20 protein-coding genes and 1 pseudogene are annotated in these 23,098 nt (G+C 46.9%); 2 read left to right on the top strand and 19 right to left on the bottom strand.

The annotated features are described in order from the left end of the window. Nucleotides 1-70: 70 nt before the first annotated feature. Nucleotides 71-1,582 carry a class I adenylate-forming enzyme family protein gene (locus H7F26_RS07730; protein ID WP_003178617.1) on the bottom strand — a complete coding sequence of 504 codons (1,512 nt, stop codon included), beginning with the start codon at nucleotides 1,580-1,582 and terminating at the stop codon, nucleotides 71-73. Between the two features lie 277 nt (nucleotides 1,583-1,859). On the opposite strand from H7F26_RS07730, the gene H7F26_RS07725 reads away from it, so the two are divergent. Next, entirely contained in the window at nucleotides 1,860-2,279 is a 420-nt protein-coding gene (locus H7F26_RS07725) for a MarR family winged helix-turn-helix transcriptional regulator (RefSeq protein ID WP_003178616.1), read from the top strand. Between the two features lie 33 nt (nucleotides 2,280-2,312). Here H7F26_RS07725 and H7F26_RS07720 read toward each other — a convergent pair whose 3' ends face one another. The 18 genes and pseudogenes from H7F26_RS07720 to blaP form a co-directional block, all read right to left on the bottom strand. After that, the gene (locus H7F26_RS07720; protein ID WP_009330279.1) at nucleotides 2,313-3,224 is read right to left on the bottom strand and encodes a macrolide 2'-phosphotransferase; all 912 of its coding nucleotides are present in this window, start codon (nucleotides 3,222-3,224) and stop codon (nucleotides 2,313-2,315) included. A 415-nt stretch (nucleotides 3,225-3,639) separates the two neighbouring features. After that, the gene (locus H7F26_RS07715) at nucleotides 3,640-4,824 is read right to left on the bottom strand and encodes a DUF4885 domain-containing protein (RefSeq protein ID WP_003178614.1); all 1,185 of its coding nucleotides are present in this window, start codon (nucleotides 4,822-4,824) and stop codon (nucleotides 3,640-3,642) included. A 155-nt stretch (nucleotides 4,825-4,979) separates the two neighbouring features. After that, on the bottom strand, nucleotides 4,980-6,059 hold the full coding sequence (locus H7F26_RS07710) for a DUF3900 domain-containing protein (protein WP_003178613.1): 1,080 nt from the start codon (nucleotides 6,057-6,059) through the stop codon (nucleotides 4,980-4,982). A gap of 95 nt (nucleotides 6,060-6,154) precedes the next feature. Next, nucleotides 6,155-6,852 (bottom strand): annotated as a pseudogene (locus H7F26_RS07705) (ABC transporter permease). A gap of 15 nt (nucleotides 6,853-6,867) precedes the next feature. After that, nucleotides 6,868-7,551 (bottom strand): ABC transporter permease, encoded by a 684-nt coding sequence (locus H7F26_RS07700; protein WP_009330281.1) that lies wholly within the window; start codon nucleotides 7,549-7,551, stop codon nucleotides 6,868-6,870. A 14-nt stretch (nucleotides 7,552-7,565) separates the two neighbouring features. Next, nucleotides 7,566-8,489: an ABC transporter ATP-binding protein gene (locus H7F26_RS07695; RefSeq protein WP_009330282.1), complete on the bottom strand. Its 924-nt coding sequence runs from the start codon at nucleotides 8,487-8,489 to the stop codon at nucleotides 7,566-7,568. 94 nt (nucleotides 8,490-8,583) lie between these two features. Next, a complete protein-coding gene (locus H7F26_RS07690) occupies nucleotides 8,584-9,519 on the bottom strand; it encodes a HAMP domain-containing histidine kinase (RefSeq protein WP_003178607.1) in 936 nt (311 codons plus the stop codon). A 1-nt stretch (nucleotide 9,520) separates the two neighbouring features. Continuing rightward, complete coding sequence (locus H7F26_RS07685) at nucleotides 9,521-10,201, bottom strand: response regulator transcription factor (RefSeq protein WP_085959544.1); 681 nt, start codon at nucleotides 10,199-10,201, stop codon at nucleotides 9,521-9,523. A gap of 174 nt (nucleotides 10,202-10,375) precedes the next feature. After that, nucleotides 10,376-11,902 (bottom strand): galactarate dehydratase, encoded by a 1,527-nt coding sequence (gene garD, locus H7F26_RS07680; RefSeq protein ID WP_003178604.1) that lies wholly within the window; start codon nucleotides 11,900-11,902, stop codon nucleotides 10,376-10,378. Between the two features lie 88 nt (nucleotides 11,903-11,990). Beyond that, entirely contained in the window at nucleotides 11,991-12,692 is a 702-nt protein-coding gene (locus H7F26_RS07675) for a FadR/GntR family transcriptional regulator (RefSeq protein ID WP_154495802.1), read from the bottom strand. A 106-nt stretch (nucleotides 12,693-12,798) separates the two neighbouring features. Further along, on the bottom strand, nucleotides 12,799-14,166 hold the full coding sequence (gudD, locus tag H7F26_RS07670; protein ID WP_003178600.1) for a glucarate dehydratase: 1,368 nt from the start codon (nucleotides 14,164-14,166) through the stop codon (nucleotides 12,799-12,801). Nucleotides 14,167-14,203: 37 nt separating this feature from the next. Continuing rightward, nucleotides 14,204-15,580, bottom strand: coding sequence for an MFS transporter (locus H7F26_RS07665; protein ID WP_009330286.1), 1,377 nt, complete (start codon nucleotides 15,578-15,580; stop codon nucleotides 14,204-14,206). A gap of 40 nt (nucleotides 15,581-15,620) precedes the next feature. After that, nucleotides 15,621-17,087 carry an alpha-ketoglutaric semialdehyde dehydrogenase GucD gene (gene gucD, locus H7F26_RS07660; RefSeq protein ID WP_003178596.1) on the bottom strand — a complete coding sequence of 489 codons (1,467 nt, stop codon included), beginning with the start codon at nucleotides 17,085-17,087 and terminating at the stop codon, nucleotides 15,621-15,623. Between the two features lie 21 nt (nucleotides 17,088-17,108). Continuing rightward, nucleotides 17,109-18,035 (bottom strand): 5-dehydro-4-deoxyglucarate dehydratase, encoded by a 927-nt coding sequence (gene kdgD, locus H7F26_RS07655; protein WP_011197512.1) that lies wholly within the window; start codon nucleotides 18,033-18,035, stop codon nucleotides 17,109-17,111. A gap of 195 nt (nucleotides 18,036-18,230) precedes the next feature. Further along, nucleotides 18,231-18,965: a twin-arginine translocase subunit TatC gene (gene tatC, locus H7F26_RS07650; protein WP_003178590.1), complete on the bottom strand. Its 735-nt coding sequence runs from the start codon at nucleotides 18,963-18,965 to the stop codon at nucleotides 18,231-18,233. A gap of 70 nt (nucleotides 18,966-19,035) precedes the next feature. After that, nucleotides 19,036-19,248, bottom strand: coding sequence for a twin-arginine translocase TatA/TatE family subunit (locus tag H7F26_RS07645; RefSeq protein WP_003178588.1), 213 nt, complete (start codon nucleotides 19,246-19,248; stop codon nucleotides 19,036-19,038). Between the two features lie 21 nt (nucleotides 19,249-19,269). Then, nucleotides 19,270-21,021, bottom strand: a complete 1,752-nt coding sequence (locus tag H7F26_RS07640; protein WP_003178586.1) for an alkaline phosphatase D family protein — start codon at nucleotides 21,019-21,021, stop codon at nucleotides 19,270-19,272. Between the two features lie 344 nt (nucleotides 21,022-21,365). Continuing rightward, nucleotides 21,366-22,289, bottom strand: coding sequence for a class A beta-lactamase BlaP (blaP, locus tag H7F26_RS07635; RefSeq protein WP_003178584.1), 924 nt, complete (start codon nucleotides 22,287-22,289; stop codon nucleotides 21,366-21,368). Nucleotides 22,290-22,711: 422 nt separating this feature from the next. On the opposite strand from blaP, the gene H7F26_RS07630 reads away from it, so the two are divergent. After that, nucleotides 22,712-23,098 carry a BlaI/MecI/CopY family transcriptional regulator gene (locus tag H7F26_RS07630; RefSeq protein WP_003178582.1) on the top strand — a complete coding sequence of 129 codons (387 nt, stop codon included), beginning with the start codon at nucleotides 22,712-22,714 and terminating at the stop codon, nucleotides 23,096-23,098.

Genomic DNA, 23,098 nt, shown 5'->3' with positions numbered 1-23,098 from the left:
GCAGCTGATGCAAGGAATCAGCAAAAAAAGCTTATCCAATGCTGGATAAGCTTTCGGTCAATCATTGCGCTCACTGCCCTTTGACTGCCAGTTCACGCAGATCTTTTTTGACGATTTTGCCGAGCCTGTTTTTCGGAAGGCTGTCGATAAAGACGATTTCAGGAATTTTATAGTCGGACAGGCGCTCTTTGCAATACGCGATAATGTCCTCCTTCTTGAGGCCGGCGCTTTCATTTTTCACCACATACGCCCTCGGAACCTCGCCGTACATTTCATCCGGGACGCCGATGACGGCAGATTCAACTACTCCGGGCACTTGATCGATGATTTCTTCCACTTGGTCCGGATAAATGTTGTCGCCTCCGTAGACAATGACGTCTTTATACCGGCCGGTAATATATAAAAATCCGTCTTCATCGAGTTTGCCGGAGTCCCCCATATAGAACCAGCCGTCTTTCAGCACCTTTTGCGTGGCGGAAGGATTTTGGTAATACCCTTCAAAAACATACGGGCTTTTGACGACGACTTCTCCGACTTCTCCCGTCGGCAGCTCTTCATGTGTATCAGGGTCTTCGATTTTTATGCTGACTTGCGGAATCGGCTTGCCGGCTGAAGTGACTTTATCCCAGCCCATGTCAGGCCGCCATACGCTGACCGTCCATGCTTCTGTGCTGCCGTACCCCTGCACCATCATGATTCCATGGTCATTGTACTCCTTAATCAGCCGCGCCGGCACCTTGGTGCCGCCGGAAACAAGCATTTTCACAGATGACAGGTCGAATGGATGTCTTTTCATTTCCTCCAGCATGTAGGTGTAGACGGAAGGAAACGCCATCATCATATGAATGCGTTTCTTCTCGATCTCCTGCAGGATTTCAAACGGTTCGGGATCCCATAAGAAATAAAGGGCAATTCCTTCAAAAGCCGCCTGAAAAACATGGTTGAGCGAGCTCATATGATAGAGCGGGTGGCTCGCTAAAAAGCGCGTGCCTTTCAGCTGCTTCGATTTCACGTTCACCTCTGTCAAGTATGCGGCCAGACTGCCGTGGTTGACCATGCAGCCTTTCGGGTTTCCCGTCGTGCCCGAGGTGAACAGCATTAAAGCCAAATCATGCTCTGTCACCTGCTCAGCTTCCACCTTCAGCGGCCTGTTTTTAAATAAGCTCTCAAACTGTTCAGTCGTGTTCATTCCCGCACCCGCTTCAATCATCAGGCAGAACTGAAGCTGTTCGCGGAGCGGCGTTAGTATATCGGCAAATTCCAAGTCATAAAACATCACCTTCGGCCGGCAGTTGTTCAAGATTCCTTTTAATTCATACGATGTCAGCTGCCAGCTTAACGGCACGACTGTCGCTCCGATTTTAAGAGACGCCAGCAAAATGACGGGAAAATGATGATTATTTTTACATAAAACCGCGATGTGGTCTCCTTTTTGAACACCCTCCTCCAGCAGATAATGAGCCAGCTGGTTCACCCGTTGGTGATACGCTTTGAACGTAAACGTTCGATCTCCTCCGGACAATGCTTCCAACCCATCTGACGTTTCCATATGATGATTGATTAATTGCTGAAGTGTACTCAAAATTTTCATCTCCAAATTTTCATTGTTTCTCACAAAACCTGGTGAGATTATGTGACGCACAAATTCATTCTAAAACAAAATATATCCATTGTAAAACTATTTCATAATAGAATTATTATCTTTATGAACTGATAACAAAAGGAATTAAACCACTCATTTTAAAATTCACAAAATCGTTTTTTGCGGAGCATTCGCTTATGATAAAATAGACCTATGTTTGTTTGGTCAGTATGAAATTGCTGATCTACTACACGATGTCGGAAATGAGGAAACCTTCATGAATCACCATCGGATTGAAGCGAATCTATTGGACCATGCTTTCACGAAATATTTGCGGTCTTCAAAGAAATTAGACGAAGAAACGATTCCGAAAAGTATCACGAGCGGCAAAGGGTTTATTTTGCGTATCATTTACAGACACGGAACATGTACGATAAAGGAAATTTTACAGGAGGTCGCGCTGTCTCCATCAGCAACGACAACAGCTCTGAACCATTTGGAGAAAGAGGGTCTTGTGATCAGATCGAGAAATAACGATGACCGGCGCACCGTCTGGATCGAACTGTCGCAAGAAGGAACGAGGATCGCCGCACAAATGGTGGAAAACCGCCAGGCCTTGATCGACAAGCTCTTCGGCAAATTGTCAGAGGAAGAAAAAAAGGCTTTTTTTGCTGTGATTGAAAAAGTGATGATGTAAAACGGGCCGTCGATCGAAATCGACAGCCTTTTTTTATTGTGTGACGCCAAGCGCGTCCAGCGCCATTTTCAAGTGCTCTTCTTGTTTCGTTTGAAGGGCAAACATGCCGATTTCGATGCCGTAGGCGGCCTGCATTTCTTTAATATGCTCTTTCATCCGCGGCCAGACGCGTCCTCCTTCTTCTTCGTAATAAGAGATGAGCCGTGCGGTTTCGGCTTCTCCTAAAATCGTCTGGTATAACAGAAAGTCTTTAGCCGGGTCGGCGATTTTTGCTTCTGTCCAATCCAACAGCCCAGTTATGCTCTGATGCTGGTCAATCAAAATATGCGGAGGGTGCAAGTCGCCGTGGATAAACACCGTATGTTCAGGCCAATACGAGTCGTCAGACAGCCACTTTTGCCATCTTTCCCAGAGCTCGGCGCTAACCCCGAGCTCACTTTTGATCCGCTCCATATGCTCTGCTTTTGTCTGCCTGACGTCATCCGGATTCATCACATGCATGCCCGCTTCTTCTGCGTCCTTATGATCGATGCCGTGCAATAGCGCGAGCGTTTTCGCCAATGACCTGGTAAACGCTTCAGCCGGAGGCTCATGCTCCATGTTCCATACGTAATTCTTGATGTCCATGTCAATGACTGCGGCAGGCACACCCGGAAGCTCCGGATATGCAATCAGTTCGGGAGTATGAATGCGCCAATCCGGCACAGCCGCGGGAAGACGGTTTTGCAGCAGCTTCAGCACTTTCCCTTCATACACTGCCCTTTCAATCACATCGTCGCGCCGCGGTTTTCTCAACACCCAACTCTTACCTGCTTCATCTTCTGCAAAAACGACTTGAAAATCCATGCCGGACTCGTTGATTTCCGCATGCTTTCGTTTCAGCCGAAGGCCGTGTTTTTCCGCAAGTTTTAATGTATGTTCAATTTGCTCATTTACAGTTGTCATATACGATTTTCCCCTTTGCTGAAGGTTTTGAATAAAAAAAGCGCAGGTCGTCTGCCTGTGCTGGAAAGTAAACGGAAAAAAGATATGGCTAATAAACTGAAGGCAAGCTTCAGAAATGCTATTTTTAAAGGCAAAAAGAGGCGCTGGAATCCGCGCCTCTCCCTCTATTACTGCATAAGGGCTCCCTAAAAACAGGCAGACTAATCCCGATTACCCTGCACACAGGCAGAGTCTTTGTTCACGATTTAGTTAGCGAGGACAAAGTTCAATCGGAATCTGATGTATGCCATTTGGGAAATCCCTCCGTTCTTAAAAGTTAGCCTTATTTTAACAGGTGTTGGGAAGACCCGCAACGAAAAATTCAATTATTAAGAAAATCACCCTGATAAAGGAAACTCGTTCCTGGCTTTTAAAACTAATCATTCACACCCGTTCGGCGCTTTAATTCTCTTAGCCAAGCCGTATCCCCGGTTCCATAGCTCTTCTTTTGCCCTGTATCCCGCAATGACCCGTTGCTGTAGTCAATAGACAAGATGAAATCCGGAACAGAATCATATTCGGCTTCCGCAAGCCTGTCCAGCTCTGCTCCATAATGAGCGATTGCGAGATGAGCCGTTTTCTTGAGGACGGGATCCTTCTCCAGCTCTTCTTTATACACTTCTAATAAATCACGGCCGGAAGGTGTTACATATCGGCCATCAACCACTTCCAAATCTTTCAGGTGATACCCTGTCACCTCATATATCTCGCGAACCGTCTGATATTTTTGGTGCGCTTCTTTGGAATATTGTGCCGAATCGCTGCTCAAGCTTTTCATGATATGCAGAAATAACTGTTTGCTGTTTTCTCCTGATTGCAATATTTGTTCAATTTGATGGATGAGTTGCTCATCATCTGTTCCGCTTACCTTTACTTGATAATCAATCGGTGTAATCGTAAAGGTGAGCGCCGCATCCGCTGGAATGGCAATATGATATTGATCCAGCAGCGCTTGAAGCTGTTTGTTGACTTGGCTGCGCTGATATACTTTCTCATTCTCCGTCTCTACTTCCCCATTAAAAGTCACATTTCGAAAGGCGGCATCCTGCATATTATAGCTTTGCGCCTTTCCTTTGAACAGCCACTCAGTTTCATTGTCATATGCAGCCTGTCTTTCTGCTGCCGACAAGTCATTTCTGAAATAAGGGGAATTGGGGTTTTTGTATTTATCCTTAATGTAGCCTAAAGGGTCGGGTTTCGTTTTGTTCATTGCATTTATTTTGCTGTATTTTTCATCTAAGATTTTTTTCCTGATGTCACTTTCTGACACATAGGGGTTTTGGGCATTAATCTTCGTTTCTTTCCCTGTATCTGTGACAGTTCGATCATTTGCTGCTTCGTATGCCCGCCTGAAAGCTCCGGCATGATTCACAATACTGTCCTTTGAGTAGTTCAGCTTACTCAAACTTTCTTTCGATGCTCTTCCTGCTTGACTGCTGGCCTTCTTCGCAACGGCAGTGATATCGGAAGAGACATTTTTTAAAGTTGTATCAGCCGCATTTCTTTTCAATATATTCTGGACCATCAGCTGTGTACGGATGTATTGACTATTGAGACGCATTGGGCACCTCCCCTCAATTCTTTCTATACTCCCTATATCGGCTTGATTATGTTTATATTAACCTTATTAAACAGTAATTTACATGAAAACCTATTTAGCAGTCTCATCTATCTGGATGAAAAATCAAAAGGCATCCAAAAAACGGATGCCTTTTCTTATTTCTCATCTTCCCTGTCAATTTTATTCCGTATCCGCTCAATCACCTCATGCAGACCCTCAGGTTTATAAAACTCGACCGGAGAGCTCCCCTTTTCAAACGAAATCGTTTCGGCTTCAATGAGCGCCACATAGCGGCCGTTTACTTTGGCGAGGTGGATCGAGTCTCCGAACTCGGCCAGCAATCCTTTAATCTCGGTTTCTCCCAGCTTCATTTTCAGCTCTGCCTCAGGCATGTGCTCAACGATTTGAGCTGAGGCTTCGATGACTTGGTGGGTATCAAGACGTTCCTGAATCTCCCGCTTTTCGCTCGCTTCCCAGATTTCGAGGTCGTGTTCAAACTGCTGGAGTTCTTCGCTTTTGTCTTCAAATGCTTCGTACACGTGCTCCTGCACCATGTTCATCACTTGTGACTTCATGATTTCCGGCATCGACTCGCCGTACTCGACGAATTTTAAGAAGTCTTCAAAGTAGCGGGCGTGCGAGGCCTGGTGGATTTTCACTTCGCTTTCCTCTGTCATGCCCTCTTCAGGCATGTGCGGGTACTGAATCGATTTCATGTTTTTCGTCGTAATCGCCATTTCGACCTTGCGAATCAGCGACGATTCATCGGCGATCGTAGCGACCTTCGGTTCAAAGTCGCACTTCATGACAAAGACAAATGTATCATCGAAGTATTTGCGCGGTACGGCTGTCGCCACTAAAAACACGCCTCCCCTGACGGCGCTCGTGTCGAGGTATGTGCGGACGAACTGTTCGCTCAGTTCATTGAATTCTTCCTTTGTCTCCGCCAGTTTTGTTTTGTGAAACAGATTGTAGTTCGGATTAGAATCAAGCTCATGCCCCGGCTCTGTGATGAAGCGGCCGATTTTCGTCGGCACCTGCTCCGATTTCGGATGGCGTTCGGCTTTCCGCTTGACGATTTTTTTCAATTCCCCGTCTAAGAAATCCTTCAGCTCGCTGTTTTCAAATTCCTCTGTATCCAGCGTCTGAAAATGTTTATATTGCTTGTTGGCCTGCTCATCCTTGCCGTCGACCTGGATGACGTAAAAGGAGATGTAGCGAATTTCAAATTCCATGACATGTTCACCCGTTTTCCTTGTTGTTTCAGTTCTTCAAGTATAGGTAAATGCCGGTATTCCGTCAATTTGCACCTTCAAGATATACGGAGATCTTATAATACGTCTTCCTGGTCAATTTTTCGTATCGACCAAAACGCAATGGCAATTCCGACTAGAGCCAATGAAATCGGAATGTAAATGATGGAAGCAAGTGAAAATTCATCGCTTTGCTGACCGATCAACGTGGTCAAGATACAGGATGTCACAATGGTGGCAGGAACTGATTGTTTGCGCATCCCAAAGTATAATGGAATAAAACTCAGTCCTGTAGAGGAAGCAGCATAAATGAGCATACTGCCAATCTCATTCCCTACGTCATGCATCGTCAATTTTTCCGGGCTGAATTGATAGACATCATTGAGCTGCGAGAAAATAAATGCAAGAATCAGTTCGGACACGATCATTGTCAAAAAGGTCAATCCGCCAGTAAGCAGCAGTTTTGCTGCCATTAGTTTTTTTCTGCTGACTGGATATGTAAACATGACCGTGATGGTTCTGTTTTTATACTCTCCGATGACCAGTTTGGCAATCAGCACGCCGGCAAAGACAATAAACACAGACCTCACGAAAATTCCTATAAATAGCAGCATGGATGCGGCATCAGCCATCGACATTTTTGCTTGAGGGAGGTTTTTTCCTCTGATCCGATCAGGCACAATAAACCGAGAATACATAGATTTGCAATTACTGCACCTTTGTAATACCACCCTAATTTTGTTTTTTTAAACTCCAATTTAATTAAATTCAGCATTGAACTTCAACTCCGTTAAAAAACATCTATTTTTTCAATACGCCTTACAGCCAAAAAGGAAAAAAACAGACCGACTGCGGCAAGAGATAAAGGTATATACACAATTGAAGAAATAGAAAAGCCAGGGCCTGTGGAACTGATCGGCATGATGATTACAACAGATGAGATGATCGTTGCCGCAGTGGAGTACTTTCTCATTCCAAAAAAGATGGGTACTAAACTCGTTCCTGCGGCGCCAAAAGCAAAAACGATCATTTTCAGAGCCTGCTGAGACGCGATAGAAGCTGTTAATTCGCCGGGGATGATCCCATAGATTGAGTTCAGCAGAAAAAAACCAACTGCAACGCATGCGTTTGATATCAATATCGTAACGAAGGTCAGCCCGCCTGCGATCAGCAGTTTAGCAGCCAGCAGTTTCTTTCGATTGATCGGATACGTGAACATCACCAGTATTGTCTTGTTTTTAAACTCTGAAATCACTAATTTTGAGATCAGCACAGCGCCGAATACGATAAAAACGGCTCTAACAAAAGTGCCGATCAATAGAAAAGTTTCATCAATCGTTTGGAACGTCTCCTTGCCTTCTGTGCAGGTCACCATCCACAGAAAACCAAAAATGATGAAATTGGCAAAGACGGCTCCGCGTATATACCATCCCAGCTTCAGCTTTTTCATTTCAATTCTCATCAAATTCAGCAAATTTCTCCGCCTCCTTATGCGTTGACCGCATTGCCGTTGATTAAGCTGAGGAAGTAGTCCTCAAGCGAAGTATGCTTTTTATTCATGGATTCAATTTCTACATCATTCAAAATCAGAGCTTTAGAAATGGCTGTTTGAGAAGCTTCGGCATCATAAATTCGGATCGTTTTATCATTTAGTATTTTAAAATTAGCAATCTGCAGCTCATGTTCAAGCACAAAGCAAGCATGCAATTGGTTCGGCGTCACGAGTTCAATGTACTCTGTGTTCCGTCCCCTTACGCTTTCCATCGATACTTCTTCAACAAGCCTGCCGTCCCGAATCACTCCGATTGTATCTGCAATTTGCTCTACTTCGTTCAAGATGTGGCTTGAGATGAGCAATGTCATGCCATACTCTTTGCTCAATACTTGAAATAAGTTTCTGATTTCTTTAATTCCGATGGGATCAAGGCCATTAATCGGCTCATCCAAGATGAGCAAGTAGGGTTTGGTGAGAATGGCCCGCGCGATTCCAAGACGCTGCTTCATACCGAGGGAAAATGTTTTGACAGGTTTGCTGTCGATATTTTTTAAATTCACCATGTCCAGCACTTCCTGAATCTTGGCTTTATTGTGATATCCCATATACTCACAATGCAGATTTAAATTTTCTTTGGCTGTCAGATTTTCATAAAAAATCGGGTATTCGATCATGCTGCCTATTTTCCCGAGAATCTCGTATGATCGATTTGTCAGCTTATGCCCAAGGATATTGATTTCGCCGCTTGTCGGTTTCACGAGGCTCGTCAGCATCTTCATGATGGTCGTTTTTCCGGCTCCGTTCGGGCCGAGAAAACCGTATATTTCTCCCTTTCGTATATGCATGCTTACATTTGAAACAACTTCTTGACCTTTGAATGTCTTGGTAAGCCCGCTTGTTTGTACGATGTAAGTCAACTCTGTTTCTCCTTTCCTGTCTCTGCTATGTGTCTATTGTAGCGATGGACGCTGTCTTTTTTATTTCTTGTTTCTTAAGAAATTCTTACGTTTGCTAATAGGTCATTCGTTTTAACGTAATGGAAAACACTGTCCGTTCATGCGGCTTGCTTTGGAGAGAGATGTTCCCTCCCATTTTCTCAATGAGCCTTTTTGTAATTGTTAAACCGAGCCCGCTTCCCTGGAACGCTTTATTTCTCGATTCCTCAAGGGTATACAGTCTTTCAAACACCCGCTGCTGATCGTACTCACTAATTCCTTTCCCACGGTCCCATACCGTAATGACAATCCACGTCTCATCATATGTAAGGGACAATCCGATCAGCTTTCCGTCTGCACCATATTGAATCGCATTTGATAAAAGGTTTTGCAAAATCCGGTCAAGCGCTTCTTCATTTCCATGTGCATAAACCGGGGTATCCGGGATGTCGATGACAGCTTTAAAACCTTTTGCCTGAACGGCATCATAGTGTTGGAGAATGTTTTTTCTGCATATTTCGTTGATATGTATTTTAGTGAGCAGTATTTGCTTATCTTCCGATTCCAGCTTGGCCAAGTCAAAGAAAGAATTCATCAGCTGAATGATTTCGCCTGTTTTTTGATAAAGCTTCTCCAGCAGTCTTTCACGCTCCTCTTCCGCCATGTCTGAATCATTTTGGATCGCCTCGATATACCCGAGCACGACGGTCAGCGGAGTTTTCAGATCATGGGACATATTGGTCAGCATTCGTTTCATTGACTGCTCCGTTTTTGCAAAACGGGCTGTTATGTGCTGATGCTCCTCAACAAACAGGTTAATTTGCACGAGCAGAGCCCGCAGTACTTTATCAGCCGTTCCTAATAAAATTTGATCAGCCTCATGCTCATTTAGCATCACACTGAGCTTTTCCGTGATGTACTTCAAGTTTCGATCCCGTTGTCTTTTCATTTTATATTGAACGATATTGAGAGACGCCAAAATTATCAGAATGCCAATCCATAACATTGTCATCCTAAAACTCTCCTAATTTATAGCCGATGCCCCAAAGCGTTTTAATATATTGCGGGGAGGAAGGATCATCCTCTATCTTTTCTCTCAAGCGCCTCATATGAACGTTAATAATATTTTGATCGCCAAAATAATCATCATTCCAAACCGAACGATAGATTTGTTCTTTTGTAAACACTTTTTTAGGGTTTGTCACAAACAAAGTCAGCATTTTCCATTCCGTCGATGTCAGCTGAAGCGGTTCACCATTTTTTTGTACGGATACATTTTCTATATCAACCGTAAGCTCGTGAACACGTAATATTTTTTGATTTGCCGGTTCACTGACGGAATATTGCGTTGCCCGCCGAATGGCGGCTTTTATTCTTGCGGTCAGTTCGATCATCGAAAACGGCTTGGCAATATAATCATCCGCACCAAAGCCCAGCCCCAGCGCTTTATCGACATCCCCGTCTTTTGCGGAAATCATTAAAACCGGAACTTTGCTCTGTTCACGGATCATTTTCAGAAAATCCATTCCATTCAGCTTAGGAAGCATGATGTCGAGCAGAATCGCATCATAATTGCCTTGCTGAAACAAGCGAACGCCCTCTTCTCCGTCAAAAGCAAGCACGACCTCAAATCCTTCTTTTGTTAAATAATGATCGACCATTTCACTGATCGAATGATCATCTTCAATAAGCAATATGTGCTGCATCTTGTTCACCCATCCTTTTCAACATAAAAACACACGTGCAATTACACTCATTGTAATTGAAAAACGTGTGTTTTTTACAAAAATTATTCATATTTCTAGTTGAAACCTATTGTATCTCCGGATCTTTTGGCCGATACCAATCTACTTTCCCACTAGCACGGATCAAGTCACAGGCGCTGGGTTGAATAAACACAAGTCATTGGAGAGTCCCCAATGTTCCGCCCATGTTTTCCTTCCGCTTGCGACGTCAAGTATCGTCCGGAAGATTTCCCAGCCGACTTCCTCTATTGAAGCTTCGCCTGTAGCGATCCTTCCGGCATTGACGTCGATCAAGTCGTGCCAATCTTCTGATAATGACTGCCGGGTCGCCACTTTCAAAACCGGAGCCATTTCAAGGCCGTACGGCGTTCCCCTTCCGGTTGTAAATACCTGCAAATGCATGCCAGAAGCCAATTGCAGGGTGCCGCATACAAAATCGCTTGCAGGTGTCGCCGCAAAAATGAGTCCTTTCTGTACAGCCCTTTCACCGGGCGCAAGTACGGCACTGATCGGGCTGCTTCCCGACTTCGCGATCGACCCGAGCGATTTCTCGACCACGTTTGCCAGTCCGCCTTTTTTGTTTCCCGGCGACGGATTGGCGCTTCGGTCTGATTCGCCTCTTTCCAGATAGCGGTCATACCAAGCCATTTCCCGAATCAGGGCGCGGCCGACTTCTTCATTGACAGCGCGCGGTGTTAGGAGATGAACGGCATCGCGGACTTCGGTGACTTCCGAAAATAAAACCGTGGCCCCTGCCCGGACAAGTAAGTCGGCCGCATATCCGGACGCAGGGTTTGCGGTCACTCCTGAAAAGGCGTCGCTGCCTCCGCACTGTAGGCCGATCACCAGGTCTGAAGCGGGACATGTCATCCGCTTCCGTTCATTCAGCCTTTTTAAGCGCTCTTCGGCCATTTCCATAATCGATTGTATCATTTGCTGAAACCCTTGCCGTTCCTGCAGTGAAAGAATGTTTTCAGCGTCTCCTTCCGGCTCTATCTTCGTCGGAAGGAGCTTCTCGCAGCCGAGTCCGATCACCATCGCTTCACCGCCGAAATTAGGGTGCCTGGCGATATTTTGAATCGTTCGGATCGGGATTTTGGCTTCCGGCGCATTAATCGCCACGCCGCAGCCGTACTGATGATTTAATGCAGCGACACCGTCAACGTTCGGATATTTTGGGAGCAGTTCCTCTTTAATTCGTTTCACTGCGTAATCGAGAACGCCTGCGACGCATTGAACGCTTGTCATAATGCCAAGCACGTTTCTCGTGCCGACGCTCCCGTCTTCATTCCGGTATCCTTCAAATGTATACCCCTCAAGAAGGGGAGCGGGTTTTGGAACTTTGTTGGCGATGGGCAGTTCATCGAGCGGCGGAGCTTCCGGAAGCATGATATGCGACTCGGAAATCCACCCGCCTTTTTCGATCGGTTTGACGGCATAGCCGATAATTTCGCCGTAGCGAATAACGGCACCGCCCTGTGTGATGTCTGTTAAAGCCACTTTATGCCCTTGAGGAATCCGCTCTTGCAGCTTAAGCCCGCAAGGAAACACCGTCCCTTGCGGCAGTCCGCCGGCATTGGCGATGATTGCGGCATTGTCTTTTTCGTTCACCTTAATGTACAACGGGGTTTCAGTTTGATTGACAAGCATAAGGATTGATCAACTCCCCTTTTCGATCAGCGCCTTTCCGCGGCCCTTCTCCCGCCGCGGCACATGTTAGAAAGCGCTGTCAAACAACTTAATGATTGTTTTTTTCATCACGAAGACCATTCAGTATTTTGTCACGTACAAATTTTAAATGCTCATACATATGGTGATAGGCTTGATATGGGTCCCTTTGTTGAAGGGCTTTCAAAATATTCGTATGATATTCGACAGTCCGGTCCCTTTCCCTATATGGAATCTGGCTGTCGATTTTGGCGTGTGTGATCAAGAGCGATTGAATCATCCCTTCAAGCACCGGGTTGTTCGCGCTCAAAGCGATAATCCGGTGAAATTCCTTATCCGCTTCTCCATAATGATTATCCGTGCTGTTTGCTATAATATCGATCGTTTCCTGAAGCCTTTCGAGCTGACTGTCATTGATCTTTTCTGCGGCGATCGTGACAAGCCCGAGCTCCAGCGCCATCCTCGCTTCAATAATGGCCGGCAAATTATCGACTGCCAAAGCCAGCATGACAGAAAACGGCTGAATGCCGATTTTATCATTAAAATATGTGCCGTCCCGGGTTTTTCTTTTGATAATTCCGAGCGTTTCGAGCGATATTAAAGCTTCGCGGAGAACGGGTCTGCTGACATTCAGCTTTTCCATGAGCTCAATCTCCGTCGGCAGTTTGTCCCCCGGTTTCAACTGGCCGCTTGATAATAAATGGACGATTCGTTCAACAACCTGTTTTGCCAAAGTCTTGCGATTGACTGATTCGACCTGCAATGTTTCCATATCTTCTTCCACGACTGTGGGCCCCCTTTCAGTTGTTCATATTGTAAGACAAAATATCGCGTATGACAATGTCGGCTAGGGGCCTCTCAAACCGCTGTTTCCGCAATTATCGAACAAGACAAGGACGTTTAGGGTCGAAACGCCAATTTTCAATCAAAAACTGCATGGCAGCGGCATCATTGCGCTCGCCTGCTGTCATTTTCTCATATAGTTCATTTGCTTTTTCCACCCGTTCCATGTCGATTTCAATGCCGAGCCCAGGCTGATCAGGAACTTGGACATATCCGTCAGCAATTGAAAAAGGCTGTTTTGTGAGACGCTGTCCATCCTGCCATATCCAATGCGTATCAATCGCCGTGATATCGCCCGGAGCTGCTGCGGCAACGTGGGTGAACATGGCCAGTGAGACGTCAAAATGGTTATTGGAGTGAGAGCCCCATATCAGCCCCCATTCATGGCACATTTGAGCAACGCGGACGGATCCCTGCATCGTCCAAAAATGCGGATCTGCCAGCGGTATATCAACGGCGTGCAGCTGTATCGCATGCCCCATTTGCCGCCAGTCTGTCGCAATCATATTCGTCGCTGTCGGAATGCCTGTCGCACGGCGGAATTCGGCCATGATTTCCCGGCCTGAGTATCCGGCTTCCGCTCCGCAAGGGTCTTCCGCGTAGGCAAGTACATCCCGCTTTCCCTTACAAAGCGCAATCGCTTCCTCCAATGACCACGCCCCATTCGGGTCAAGGGTGATTCTCGCCTTAGGAAACCGCTTCGCTAAAGCGGATGCCGCCTCGATTTCTTCTTCTCCGGAAAGGACGCCGCCTTTTAATTTAAAATCGTGAAATCCGTATCGTTCTCGGGCTGCCTCCGCAAGACGGACGATCGCCTCGGGAGTCAACGCTTCTTCACGGCGGAGATGGAACCAGTCGTCATTTGCCTCTTGTTCACTGATATAGGGAAGCGTCGTGCGCTTTCGGTCCCCGATGTAAAACAAATAGCCGAGCATCTTCACTTTATCCCGCTGCTGGCCTTCCCCCAAGAGCGCCGCCACAGGGACGCCGAGAAATTTTCCGAGCAAATCGAGCAAAGCTGCTTCCAATGCGGTCACAGCGTGTATCGTCGTCCGCTGGTCAAAGGTCTGCACCCCGCGTCCTCCGGCATCCCTGTCTTTAAACCGGCGCCTGACGGACTGCAAAATCGATTGAACAGCGCCGAGCGGCTGATCGATGACGAGCGGCTTCGCCTGCTCCAGCGTCTGGCGGATCCGCTCGCCGCCCGGCACTTCGCCGACGCCGAGAGCGCCTGATGAATCCTTTAAAATCACGATATTCCGTGTGAAAAAGGGGCCGTGAGCTCCGCTCAAATTCAAAAGCATGCTGTCCCGCCCTGCCACGGGTATAACCCGCATGTCGGCAATAGACGGTGTTTGCGATGCTTTCTCCTCTTTTACATGCTGATGGATGTTTGTATTCATATCGATTTAGCCTCCCTCTTATTAAAGCGCTTACATTTCACATGGATAAAGTGGTGTCCGCAGGGTCTTTCTCTTTCTGCAGTTCGATGCGCTTGATCGGCCCGACGAGAAACAAATAGCTTAATACCGCGGCAATCGCGTTGGCTCCGACAAACACAAGCGCTCCGTTAAATGAGCCTGTCGCATTCACGATATATCCGATGATGATGGGCGTCGTGATGGACGCAATGTTTCCAAAGGTGTTGAAGATGCCGCCGCTCAAGCCGGCACACTCCTTTGGCGAGGTATCTGACACAACCGCCCAGCCCAGCGCGCCGAATCCTTTTCCGAAAAAGGCAAGCGACATGATGGAAACGACCAGCCAGGACGAATCTGCATAGTTGCATATGATCATTGAGCAGGACATCAGCATGCCGAGGATGATCGGCGTTTTTCTGGCAACCGTTATGGAGCAGCCCTTTTTCAAAAGGAAGTCTGACACGAACCCGCCCAGCAATCCTCCTAAAAATCCGCAGATTGCAGGAAGCGATGCGACAAAACCCGCTTCAAGGATCGACATGCCGCGCGCCTGAACAAGATAGACCGGAAACCATGTCAGAAAGAAATAGGTCAGCGTTGTGATGCAGTATTGAGCGATATACACCCCGAGCAGCATCCGGCTTCTTAAAAGCTGCTTAATATAAGGCCATTGCGACTCCTTTTCTTTTTTTTCCGCGTTCTTTCCCTCATCCATCGAGACAAGCGCGCCGCCTTCTTCGATGTACGCCAGTTCGGCGGCGTTTATTCTCGGGTGTTTTTTCGGTTCGTAAATCGTTTTCAGCCAAATGAACGACATCGCGATCCCCAGTGCACCCATAATGACAAAAACCGTATGCCAGCTGAAAGAGTGGGCGAGCCACCCCATCAGCGGTGAAAAAATGACGAGTGCGAAGTACTGCGCCGAGTTGAAGATCGCCGAAGCTGTTCCGCGTTCAGAACTTGGAAACCAGGAAGCCACCACCCGGCCGTTGCCGGGGAAGGACGGGGCTTCTGACAGACCGACGAGAAATCTGAGCGCAAATAAAAGGATTACGGCCGTTCCCGCGGCGAAAAAGCCAAGCGCACCCTGCAAAAGGGTAAACAATGACCAAAAGAAGATGCTGGCGGCGATGACGATTTTCGACCCAAAACGGTCGAGCAGCCAGCCTCCGGGGATTTGGCCGACAACATACGCCCAGCCAAATGCGGAAAAGACATACCCCATCGCCACCGAACTCAGCCCAAGCTCATGCTGCACAGAATCGCCGACGATCGAAAGTGTCGCACGGTCGGCATAATTAATGGATGTGACGAGAAACAGCATAGACACGACAAACCAGCGGACAGAACTTCTTTTCCCCGCGGTATCGGGGGAGGCTGCACGATTTTTTTTCATAGCATCTTCTCCTTTATTCATTTGTACCGAAACGACTGACTTACGGTTTGACAAATACGGTTTTCACGGCTGTAAAAAATTCTTTGGCTGCCTCCCCCTGTTCCCGTGAATGCGAGCTCGATTGTTTAACGCCTCCGAATGGCGCCTGCAGTTCGACACCGGCGCTTTCGGCGTTGACGCGAATGAGCCCCGCTTCGATTTCATCTGTGAATGACAGCATCCGCCTAATGTTTTGCGTAAAAATGGAGGCGCTCAGGCCAAATTTGACGTCATTTGCCGTCTCCAACGCTTCCTCAAGTGTATCCGCCTTGATTAAAGCGATGACCGGGCCGAAAATTTCTTCTTGGGCAATCGTCATGCCGGAAGTGACGTTGTCAAAAATGGCCGGCCTGATATAATAGCCGTTTTCGTATTTTCCATCTGCCAGCCTCTCACCGCCGAAAATGAGGTCCGCGCCTTCTTGCTTTCCTTTTGCAATATAGGACAGGCAGTTGTCAAGCTGCTGTTTGTTCGCAATCGGCCCCATCCAGACATCTTCTTTTAAGCTGTCGCCGATTGTAATCTCTTTTGTCTGTTGAAGCAGCTTTTCTTTAAAACGGTCATAAACACCATTTAAGACGATGACGCGGCTTGTCGCTGTACACTTTTGGCCTGTCGACCTGAACGCTCCGCTGATGACCGCTTCAACCGCAATATCAAGGTCGGCGTCATCCGCTACGATCACCGGGTTTTTGCCGCCCATCTCAAGCTGGTACTTCGCCCCTCTTTCAAACGCCGTCCGGCCGATGATTTTTCCTGTTTGATTCGATCCTGTGAACGTAATTCCGTTCACATCCGGGTGCTCGGCAAGCCTTTGGCCGGCCGATGATCCCGGTCCTGTCACCGCATTGACCACGCCTGAGGGAATCCCTGCTTCTTCAAAGCACGATATAACCTTAAGGCAGGTGACTGCGGTTTCCGTAGCCGGCTTAATGACAACCGTATTTCCATAAATAAGAGCAGGCGCCATTTTCCAAATCGGGATGGCAACAGGGAAATTCCACGGTGAGATGACGCCGACGACGCCGAGCGGCACCCTGTCTGTGTACATAAAAGCGGATGAATCGGTCGACGGAATCACATCACCTGTTTTCCGCAGCCCCTCTCCGGCATAGTATCTGAGAATCGCGATTCCCCGCGCTGTTTCGCCTTTTGCTTCAGGCAGTGTTTTGCCCATTTCACGCGTCGCACATTCGGCAATTTCATCGAGGCGCTGTTCCATGATGTCAGCGGCCTTGTAAAGGAATTGACCGCGCTCCGCGCCCGACAGCTTTCTCCACGCCTTTTTGGCCTGCTTGGCCGCTTCAACTGCCCGGTCTACATCCTCAATCGAAGATTTTTGCACAAGCCCGACGATATCCCGTGTATCTGCCGGATTCAAGCTCTGTTCCATCCCGCCCGATTCAGCCTTCACCCAGCGGCCGTTGATAAAGTTGAAATACGTTTTACTTTCAGCTGCAACAGACATCTTCAAGTTCCTCCTTTTTGTTTATAGGGCAGCGGTCGTTTTCGGATAACGCGCCATCGCGTTTTTCAGAATGTTTTCGAGCTGCCGGCAATGTTCTTTTTCCACCGGAACGATCGGCGGTCTCGCCGTGTTTTTCACATGAAGCCCCATGATTTCCATGCCGGCTTTGATCAAGGACACGGCATAGCCTTTCCGAAGTTTGCGGATCTCGTTGATCGGTATGATGACTTGCTCATAAATCTCTTTGACAAGCCGGTCATTGCCGTTTAATAATGCCTCGTAAAACATTCTGGAAATATGGGGAATATAATTGGATATCGCCGAAGAATATGATGTAAAGCCAATCGGAGCATAGGCCGGCATCGTGACTTCAGCCATCGGCATTCCGTTGAGCCAGCCCAGCCTGTCACCTATCGTATATGACAAACTGATATTCAACGCCATATCCCCTATGCCGTCTTTAAGTCCGACAAGCTGCTCGAGATCGGTCAGCCGCTGAATCTGTTCAAGCGTCAAAACCGCATTGTCTCGCTGATAAATGATTGCGTTTAAATCCGTGCTTTCAATGATTGTTTTCGTGTATTGATAGAGGCCTTCCTGCTCTCCGTGTATCAAGTACGGCGGGAGAATCAGATAGCCGTCGGCCCCTTTTTCCTCGGAAATCCGCGCCCATTCCAAAGCGGTGCTTAAGTTGCCGCCCACTCCTGTGTAAACAGGCACCTTCCCGTCCGCAGCCGAAACGGCGATTTCGACCATTTGCTCATATTCCTTTGTGCTGAGAGATTGAAACTCTCCTGAGCCGCAAGCGATAAAAACCGCCTCAAGCCCTTCATCCAATAAAAAGCGGATGTTTTCGTAAAGTGCTTCTTCCTCCAGTTTTCCTTCCCTGTTGAAGGGCGCCACCGGAAAACCCAATATGCCTTCCGGCGCCTTCCGTAATTGACTCATCTCCGTCATCCCCCTGTCGTTCATTTTCTGAGAAAGCGTTGTCATTCTGTTGAAATACGATGTCTCTGTTTTAGTAAATCCCTCCATTCATCTTTTTGTTTAATTGTAAGACAAATAAACAAATTGTCAATATCATTATTTTCTGATTTTTTCATTTCAGGCAAAAAAAAAAGAGACTGAAGACACAGTCCGTCTTCAGCCTTGGGCCTCAGCCCCTTGTTGTGCGGCGGTTTTTTTCCGGTAGATAAATGCCGATAAAGAGATGCTCAATTCGTATAATACAAGGAGCGGGACGATCACCAGCACATCTGAGATGAAATCGGGCGGCGTGATCACAACCGATACGACAATCAGCGCAAAATAAGAAATTTTTCTCATTTTACTGAGCTTGGCCGGATTTAAAATCCCGAGGCTCGTTAAAAACATCACGATGAGGGGCATTTCAAACAAAAACCCGAATGGCAGTGTGAGGTTCATCATAAAGCGAAAATAATGCTCCGCCGTAAACATCGTTTGAAAATGGCCGGCGGACAGGCCGATCAAAAACTGAAGAACGAGCGGAAAGAGTACAAAATAACCGAATACAATCCCCAAAATAAAAAAAATGAACAGCCCCGGAATATAAAATAATGCCGTCCTCCGTTCGTGGTCGGTCAGCGCAGGCGCCACAAACCGCCATGTCTGAAAAGCAGCCACCGGTATGGTGGCTGCGATCGCCAGCACCCCCGCAATCATCATATAAACCCAAAGAATATCCCCCGGCCCCAGTACAGCAAGCTTTTCATCAAGGTCTCTGATCAGCCAGTCATAGATGTCCTGAACAAACAAGAAGCCGGTGATGAGAAACAGAATAAACGTAAGAAGCGTTTTAATGATTCGCTGGCGCAGCTCTTCAAGATGGGCAATCAAATGTGTTTCCCTTTTTTTCACCTTCGCCTTCCTCCCCTTCGCATGTTAAACAGAAAAAAGAACAGACGGGTTCACCCGCCCGCTCTATTGATCATCGTGCCGATGGATCGCTTTGCTTCTTCGCATCAGACCCCTGTCCGATCTCATTGTCATCGGCAGAGACTAAAGACTTTGTCGCGCTTTTGAATTCGGTCAGCGTTTTTCCAAAAGCCCGGCCGATTTCCGGGAGCTTTGAAGGCCCGAAAATGATCAGCGCAATTACCAGAACCAAGATGAGACCAGGAATACCGATATTTGAAAGCATTTGCTGTCATCCTTTCATTGATTACTGGGTTACTTTTTTCTCCTTTTGCTTCACTTGCTTCTGATGGGCCCTTGTATGTGCGAGGAAACGGTCTTCTTCTACTTCGTTTGACTTCTTCACGCCTCCAGGCACAATGTTGGAAGCGGTCCGTTTCAGCCCTGTGTAGTCTTTATGATAAACATAGGAAGCTCTTGTCGAAACCGCCGCACCCGGCTCTGTCACATACGGGACGACGCGGTAATCTGTCCGCCATTCTTCCGGGGTGACCGTACAGCGCACATAGCCGCGGTAATCATTGAAAAACTTTATATGAGGATTGTTCGATAAAATCTTATCCGTATCCGCTCTTTTATCAGCGCCGTTTCCTCCCGATGTAATCGACGTCCCGACGAACTCCACGCCAAAGATGTCCGATTTCGGATTGTCAAAATCAACGAGCAGATTATTTGCCCAGCTGGCATGCACATCACCGGTAAGGACGACGATGTTGTTCAGTTTTTGAGATTTGATGAAGTCGATCACCCGCTTGCGCTGAGCGGGATATCCGTCCCACGAATCCATGCTGTAAATCGGCGCCGCGCTTGTCCCAAAGTTCCACTGCGCAAAGAAAATCTGCTGTGCGATAATGTTCCAGTGCGCCTCGGAGCGACTCAGATTGTCAAACAGCCAAGCCTCCTGCTCCGCTCCAAGCAGCGTCCGCTTCGGATCATTCGATTCATCAGAAGGCGGCTTATTGCCATCGCCGTTAGCCTGGTCATCGCGATACTGACGGGTATCCAGCACGCTAATGTCAGCTAAATTGCCGTAGGAAAAATTCCGGTACAATTGCATATCAGGACCGTTCGGCAAGGATTGGCGGCGGAGCGGCATATGCTCGTAATAAGCTTGGTATGCGGCGGCGCGCCGTTTAATAAACGCTTCAACTGACTGGCCTTTTTCCGGGATGACATTCGCATAGTTGTTCTCCACTTCATGGTCGTCCCATGTGACAACCCACGGGAAGGCGGCATGCGCAGCTTTCAGGTTTGCATCTGAACGGTATTGGGCATGACGGTTTCGGTAATCGAGCAGTGACATGATTTCAGGACCGCTGTGTGTTCTGACATTTCCTGTTTTCGAAACATATTCATTCGGACCGTACTCATAAATATAGTCGCCGAGATGAAAAACAAGATCGAGCTTTTCCTTTGCCATATGCTGATAGGCGGTATAATAGCCGTGTTCGTACTGCTGGCATGAAGCAAAAGCGAATGTGAATTTAGCAACATCTGCCCCGGGCGCCGGAAGCGTCTTTGTCTTGCCGACAGGACTCAGCTGGTTGCCGCATTTAAAGCGGTAATAGTATACATGATTCGGTTTCAGCCCGGATACCTCGGCATGTACCGAATGTGCAAGGTGAGGTGTTGCTTTTTCGGTTCCCCGTTTGACGACACGGCGGAAGCGTTCGTCTTCTGCGAGCTCCCATTTCACGGATACAGCTTCATTTGGCATCCCGCCCCCGTTTAGCGGATCGGGCGCCAGCCTTGTCCACAATACGACGCTGTCAGAAAGCGGATCTCCCGATGCAACGCCAAGTGTAAACGGATATTCGGAGAACCTCGGTGCTGCATTGACTTCCATTGCCCCCATCGATTGCGCGATCGCAAGTCCGAGCGAAAGCCCGGCTATTTTGCCGGCCCCTTGAATAAAGCGGCGGCGGTCAAACGTATTGTCCTTGAGGCTTTCCTCGCTCAGTTTTTTCATCCATTCCTCCAGCGGTCCTTCATGTGTCATTCGTATTACCCCTCTCTATACAAATGATTGATCGGGTTCTATTATAGGCAGAATTTATTAACGTTCTGTAAAGTATTGCAAATAGGAGAAGAAACGCGATACATGGTCGATCAAGTCACTCCGCCAGTATATATGTCGAATTTTGTCGCAAATCAATCCAATCGCCTATGATTTCGACAAAAACCCGGTCGTTTCCCGCAGACCGATTCTCCCGTTTTTCTTCACATTATCTTTAAAGAGAGAAAACAAAAAAGCCCACACCATTGCCAGACAATGATATGAGCTTGATCACCAAGTGACTTTATGTAAGACGATGTTTTAACAAAATGTATTGCAATGTTTTTTTATTTGCTTTCCATGTTTAAGGCTTTCACTACCACTTTTGTTGCCTCTGCAATAAGCTTATCATCATACTTGGCATCCTTTTTATCCCGGCTGGATAATACTGCGAGAACTACAGGATCTCCTTTTGGCGGCCAAATGATGGCAATGTCGTTCCGGGTTCCATATGATCCCGCTCCAGTTTTATCAGCCACTTCCCAGCCTTCCGGCACACCGGCGCGGATTAAGGCGTCCCCGGTGGTATTTCGTTTCATCCAATCGATTAAAAGCTCGCGTTTTTCACTTGGAAGTTTATCTTCAAGAGCAAAAGCTTGAAGGCTTGTCGCAAGTGCTCTTGCTGTACTGGTATCCTGAGTTTCTCCCGGATTCACTTCATTTAACTCCGGTTCGAATCGTTCAGGATTTGTAACCTCATCACCAATCTTCCTCAGTTCCTTTTTCAAACTTTCAGGTCCGCCAATTTGTTTAAGAATGAGGTTCTGTGCCGTATTGTCACTATATCGAAGCGAAGCATCCGCAAGCTCTTTAAGCGTCATTCCCGTATCAACATGCTTTTCCGTAATCGGGTTGTAGTTTACAAGATCATCACGTGTATATGTTATTCTCTGGTTCAGATCTTCTATTGATTTCTGTTGTAAAAGCACGCCTACGGTTAAAGCCTTAATCGTCGATGCAAAAGCGAAGCGCTCATCCGGCCGATACGTTACCGTTCGGTTTGTACCAGTATCTAATGCAAAGATCCCGAGTTTTGCATCAAATTGCTCCTCGAGTTTTGCAAAATCATCTTTCATCTCCGTCTTTTCATCTTTCTCGGCAGAATGTGAGGCATTCGAGTGATTGCTGCCGCATCCTGCAAGTGCGACGCAAGAGAAAAGCAACACAGCTGCAACTTTTTTCAGTTTTAAAGTACTGAACCATAATTTCATCAAAATCGTCTCCCTCCGTATGAATATTTGATTGATCGTGACTAGCTGTGCTAATCAAGAGGCATTTCAACTAAGGCTGGCAACATTCGTGAAAACCCCTTGCACCTGAAAACACGGACGGCCAACTCAAACATCAAATCTTACAAGTGTAGTCTTTTGAAGTATTACATACGTAAGTTTTAAATGCAACCGTTTTTTTGGAAGGAATAAAAAACGAAAAGGTCATGAGGGGAATGGCCATGAATGCCGACAGAATGATGACCTCGTTTAAACCGGTGACAAATGAATGGCTGGGGGCATCATCTTCGAGTGATGGAATAAAAAAAGGAAAAAAACATTTTATGTCACTCCAGTTAAATTGACTTCTTAACATGGCAAACCTATAATGAAAGTATTACATTTGTAAGTATAGGATGATGGAAATGAAAAAAATACCTCAAATCTCTGATGCGGAATTAGAAGTGATGAAAGTCATCTGGAAGCATTCTTCGATCAATACCAATGAGGTGATTAAAGAGTTGTCCAAAACCAGTACATGGAGCCCTAAAACCATCCAAACCATGCTGCTGCGCCTCATTAAAAAAGGAGCATTAAACCACCATAAAGAAGGCCGGGTTTTCGTTTATACGCCAAATATAGACGAAAATGATTATATAGAAGTGAAAAGTCACAGTTTTTTAAACCGGTTTTACAATGGCACTCTTAATTCGATGGTATTAAACTTTTTGGAGAATGATCAGCTGTCAGGTGAAGAAATTAATGAGTTGTATCAAATACTAGAAGAACATAAGAACAGAAAGAAGGAATGA

This window comes from Bacillus sp. PAMC28748 (assembly GCF_014250415.1).
Lineage (GTDB): Bacteria > Bacillota > Bacilli > Bacillales > Bacillaceae > Bacillus > Bacillus licheniformis.
Note: the sequence above shows the minus strand (reverse complement) of the source record. Positions and strands in the feature narration are given on the sequence as shown.

Coding starts and splice junctions, on each gene's coding strand:
- blaP (WP_003178584.1), bottom strand. CDS start 22,289: ATGAAATTATGGTTCAGTACTTTAAAACTGAAAAAAGTTGCAGCTGTG.
- H7F26_RS07675 (WP_154495802.1), bottom strand. CDS start 12,692: ATGGAAACATTGCAGGTCGAATCAGTCAATCGCAAGACTTTGGCAAAA.
- H7F26_RS07690 (WP_003178607.1), bottom strand. CDS start 9,519: ATGACAATGTTATGGATTGGCATTCTGATAATTTTGGCGTCTCTCAAT.
- H7F26_RS07720 (WP_009330279.1), bottom strand. CDS start 3,224: ATGACAACTGTAAATGAGCAAATTGAACATACATTAAAACTTGCGGAA.
- garD (WP_003178604.1), bottom strand. CDS start 11,902: ATGCTTGTCAATCAAACTGAAACCCCGTTGTACATTAAGGTGAACGAA.
- H7F26_RS07710 (WP_003178613.1), bottom strand. CDS start 6,059: ATGGAATTTGAAATTCGCTACATCTCCTTTTACGTCATCCAGGTCGAC.
- H7F26_RS07665 (WP_009330286.1), bottom strand. CDS start 15,580: ATGAAAAAAAATCGTGCAGCCTCCCCCGATACCGCGGGGAAAAGAAGT.
- H7F26_RS07630 (WP_003178582.1), top strand. CDS start 22,712: ATGAAAAAAATACCTCAAATCTCTGATGCGGAATTAGAAGTGATGAAA.
- H7F26_RS07645 (WP_003178588.1), bottom strand. CDS start 19,248: ATGCTTTCAAATATCGGTATTCCTGGTCTCATCTTGGTTCTGGTAATT.
- kdgD (WP_011197512.1), bottom strand. CDS start 18,035: ATGAGTCAATTACGGAAGGCGCCGGAAGGCATATTGGGTTTTCCGGTG.
- gucD (WP_003178596.1), bottom strand. CDS start 17,087: ATGTCTGTTGCAGCTGAAAGTAAAACGTATTTCAACTTTATCAACGGC.
- H7F26_RS07715 (WP_003178614.1), bottom strand. CDS start 4,824: ATGCGTCTCAATAGTCAATACATCCGTACACAGCTGATGGTCCAGAAT.
- H7F26_RS07725 (WP_003178616.1), top strand. CDS start 1,860: ATGAATCACCATCGGATTGAAGCGAATCTATTGGACCATGCTTTCACG.
- H7F26_RS07640 (WP_003178586.1), bottom strand. CDS start 21,021: ATGACACATGAAGGACCGCTGGAGGAATGGATGAAAAAACTGAGCGAG.
- gudD (WP_003178600.1), bottom strand. CDS start 14,166: ATGAATACAAACATCCATCAGCATGTAAAAGAGGAGAAAGCATCGCAA.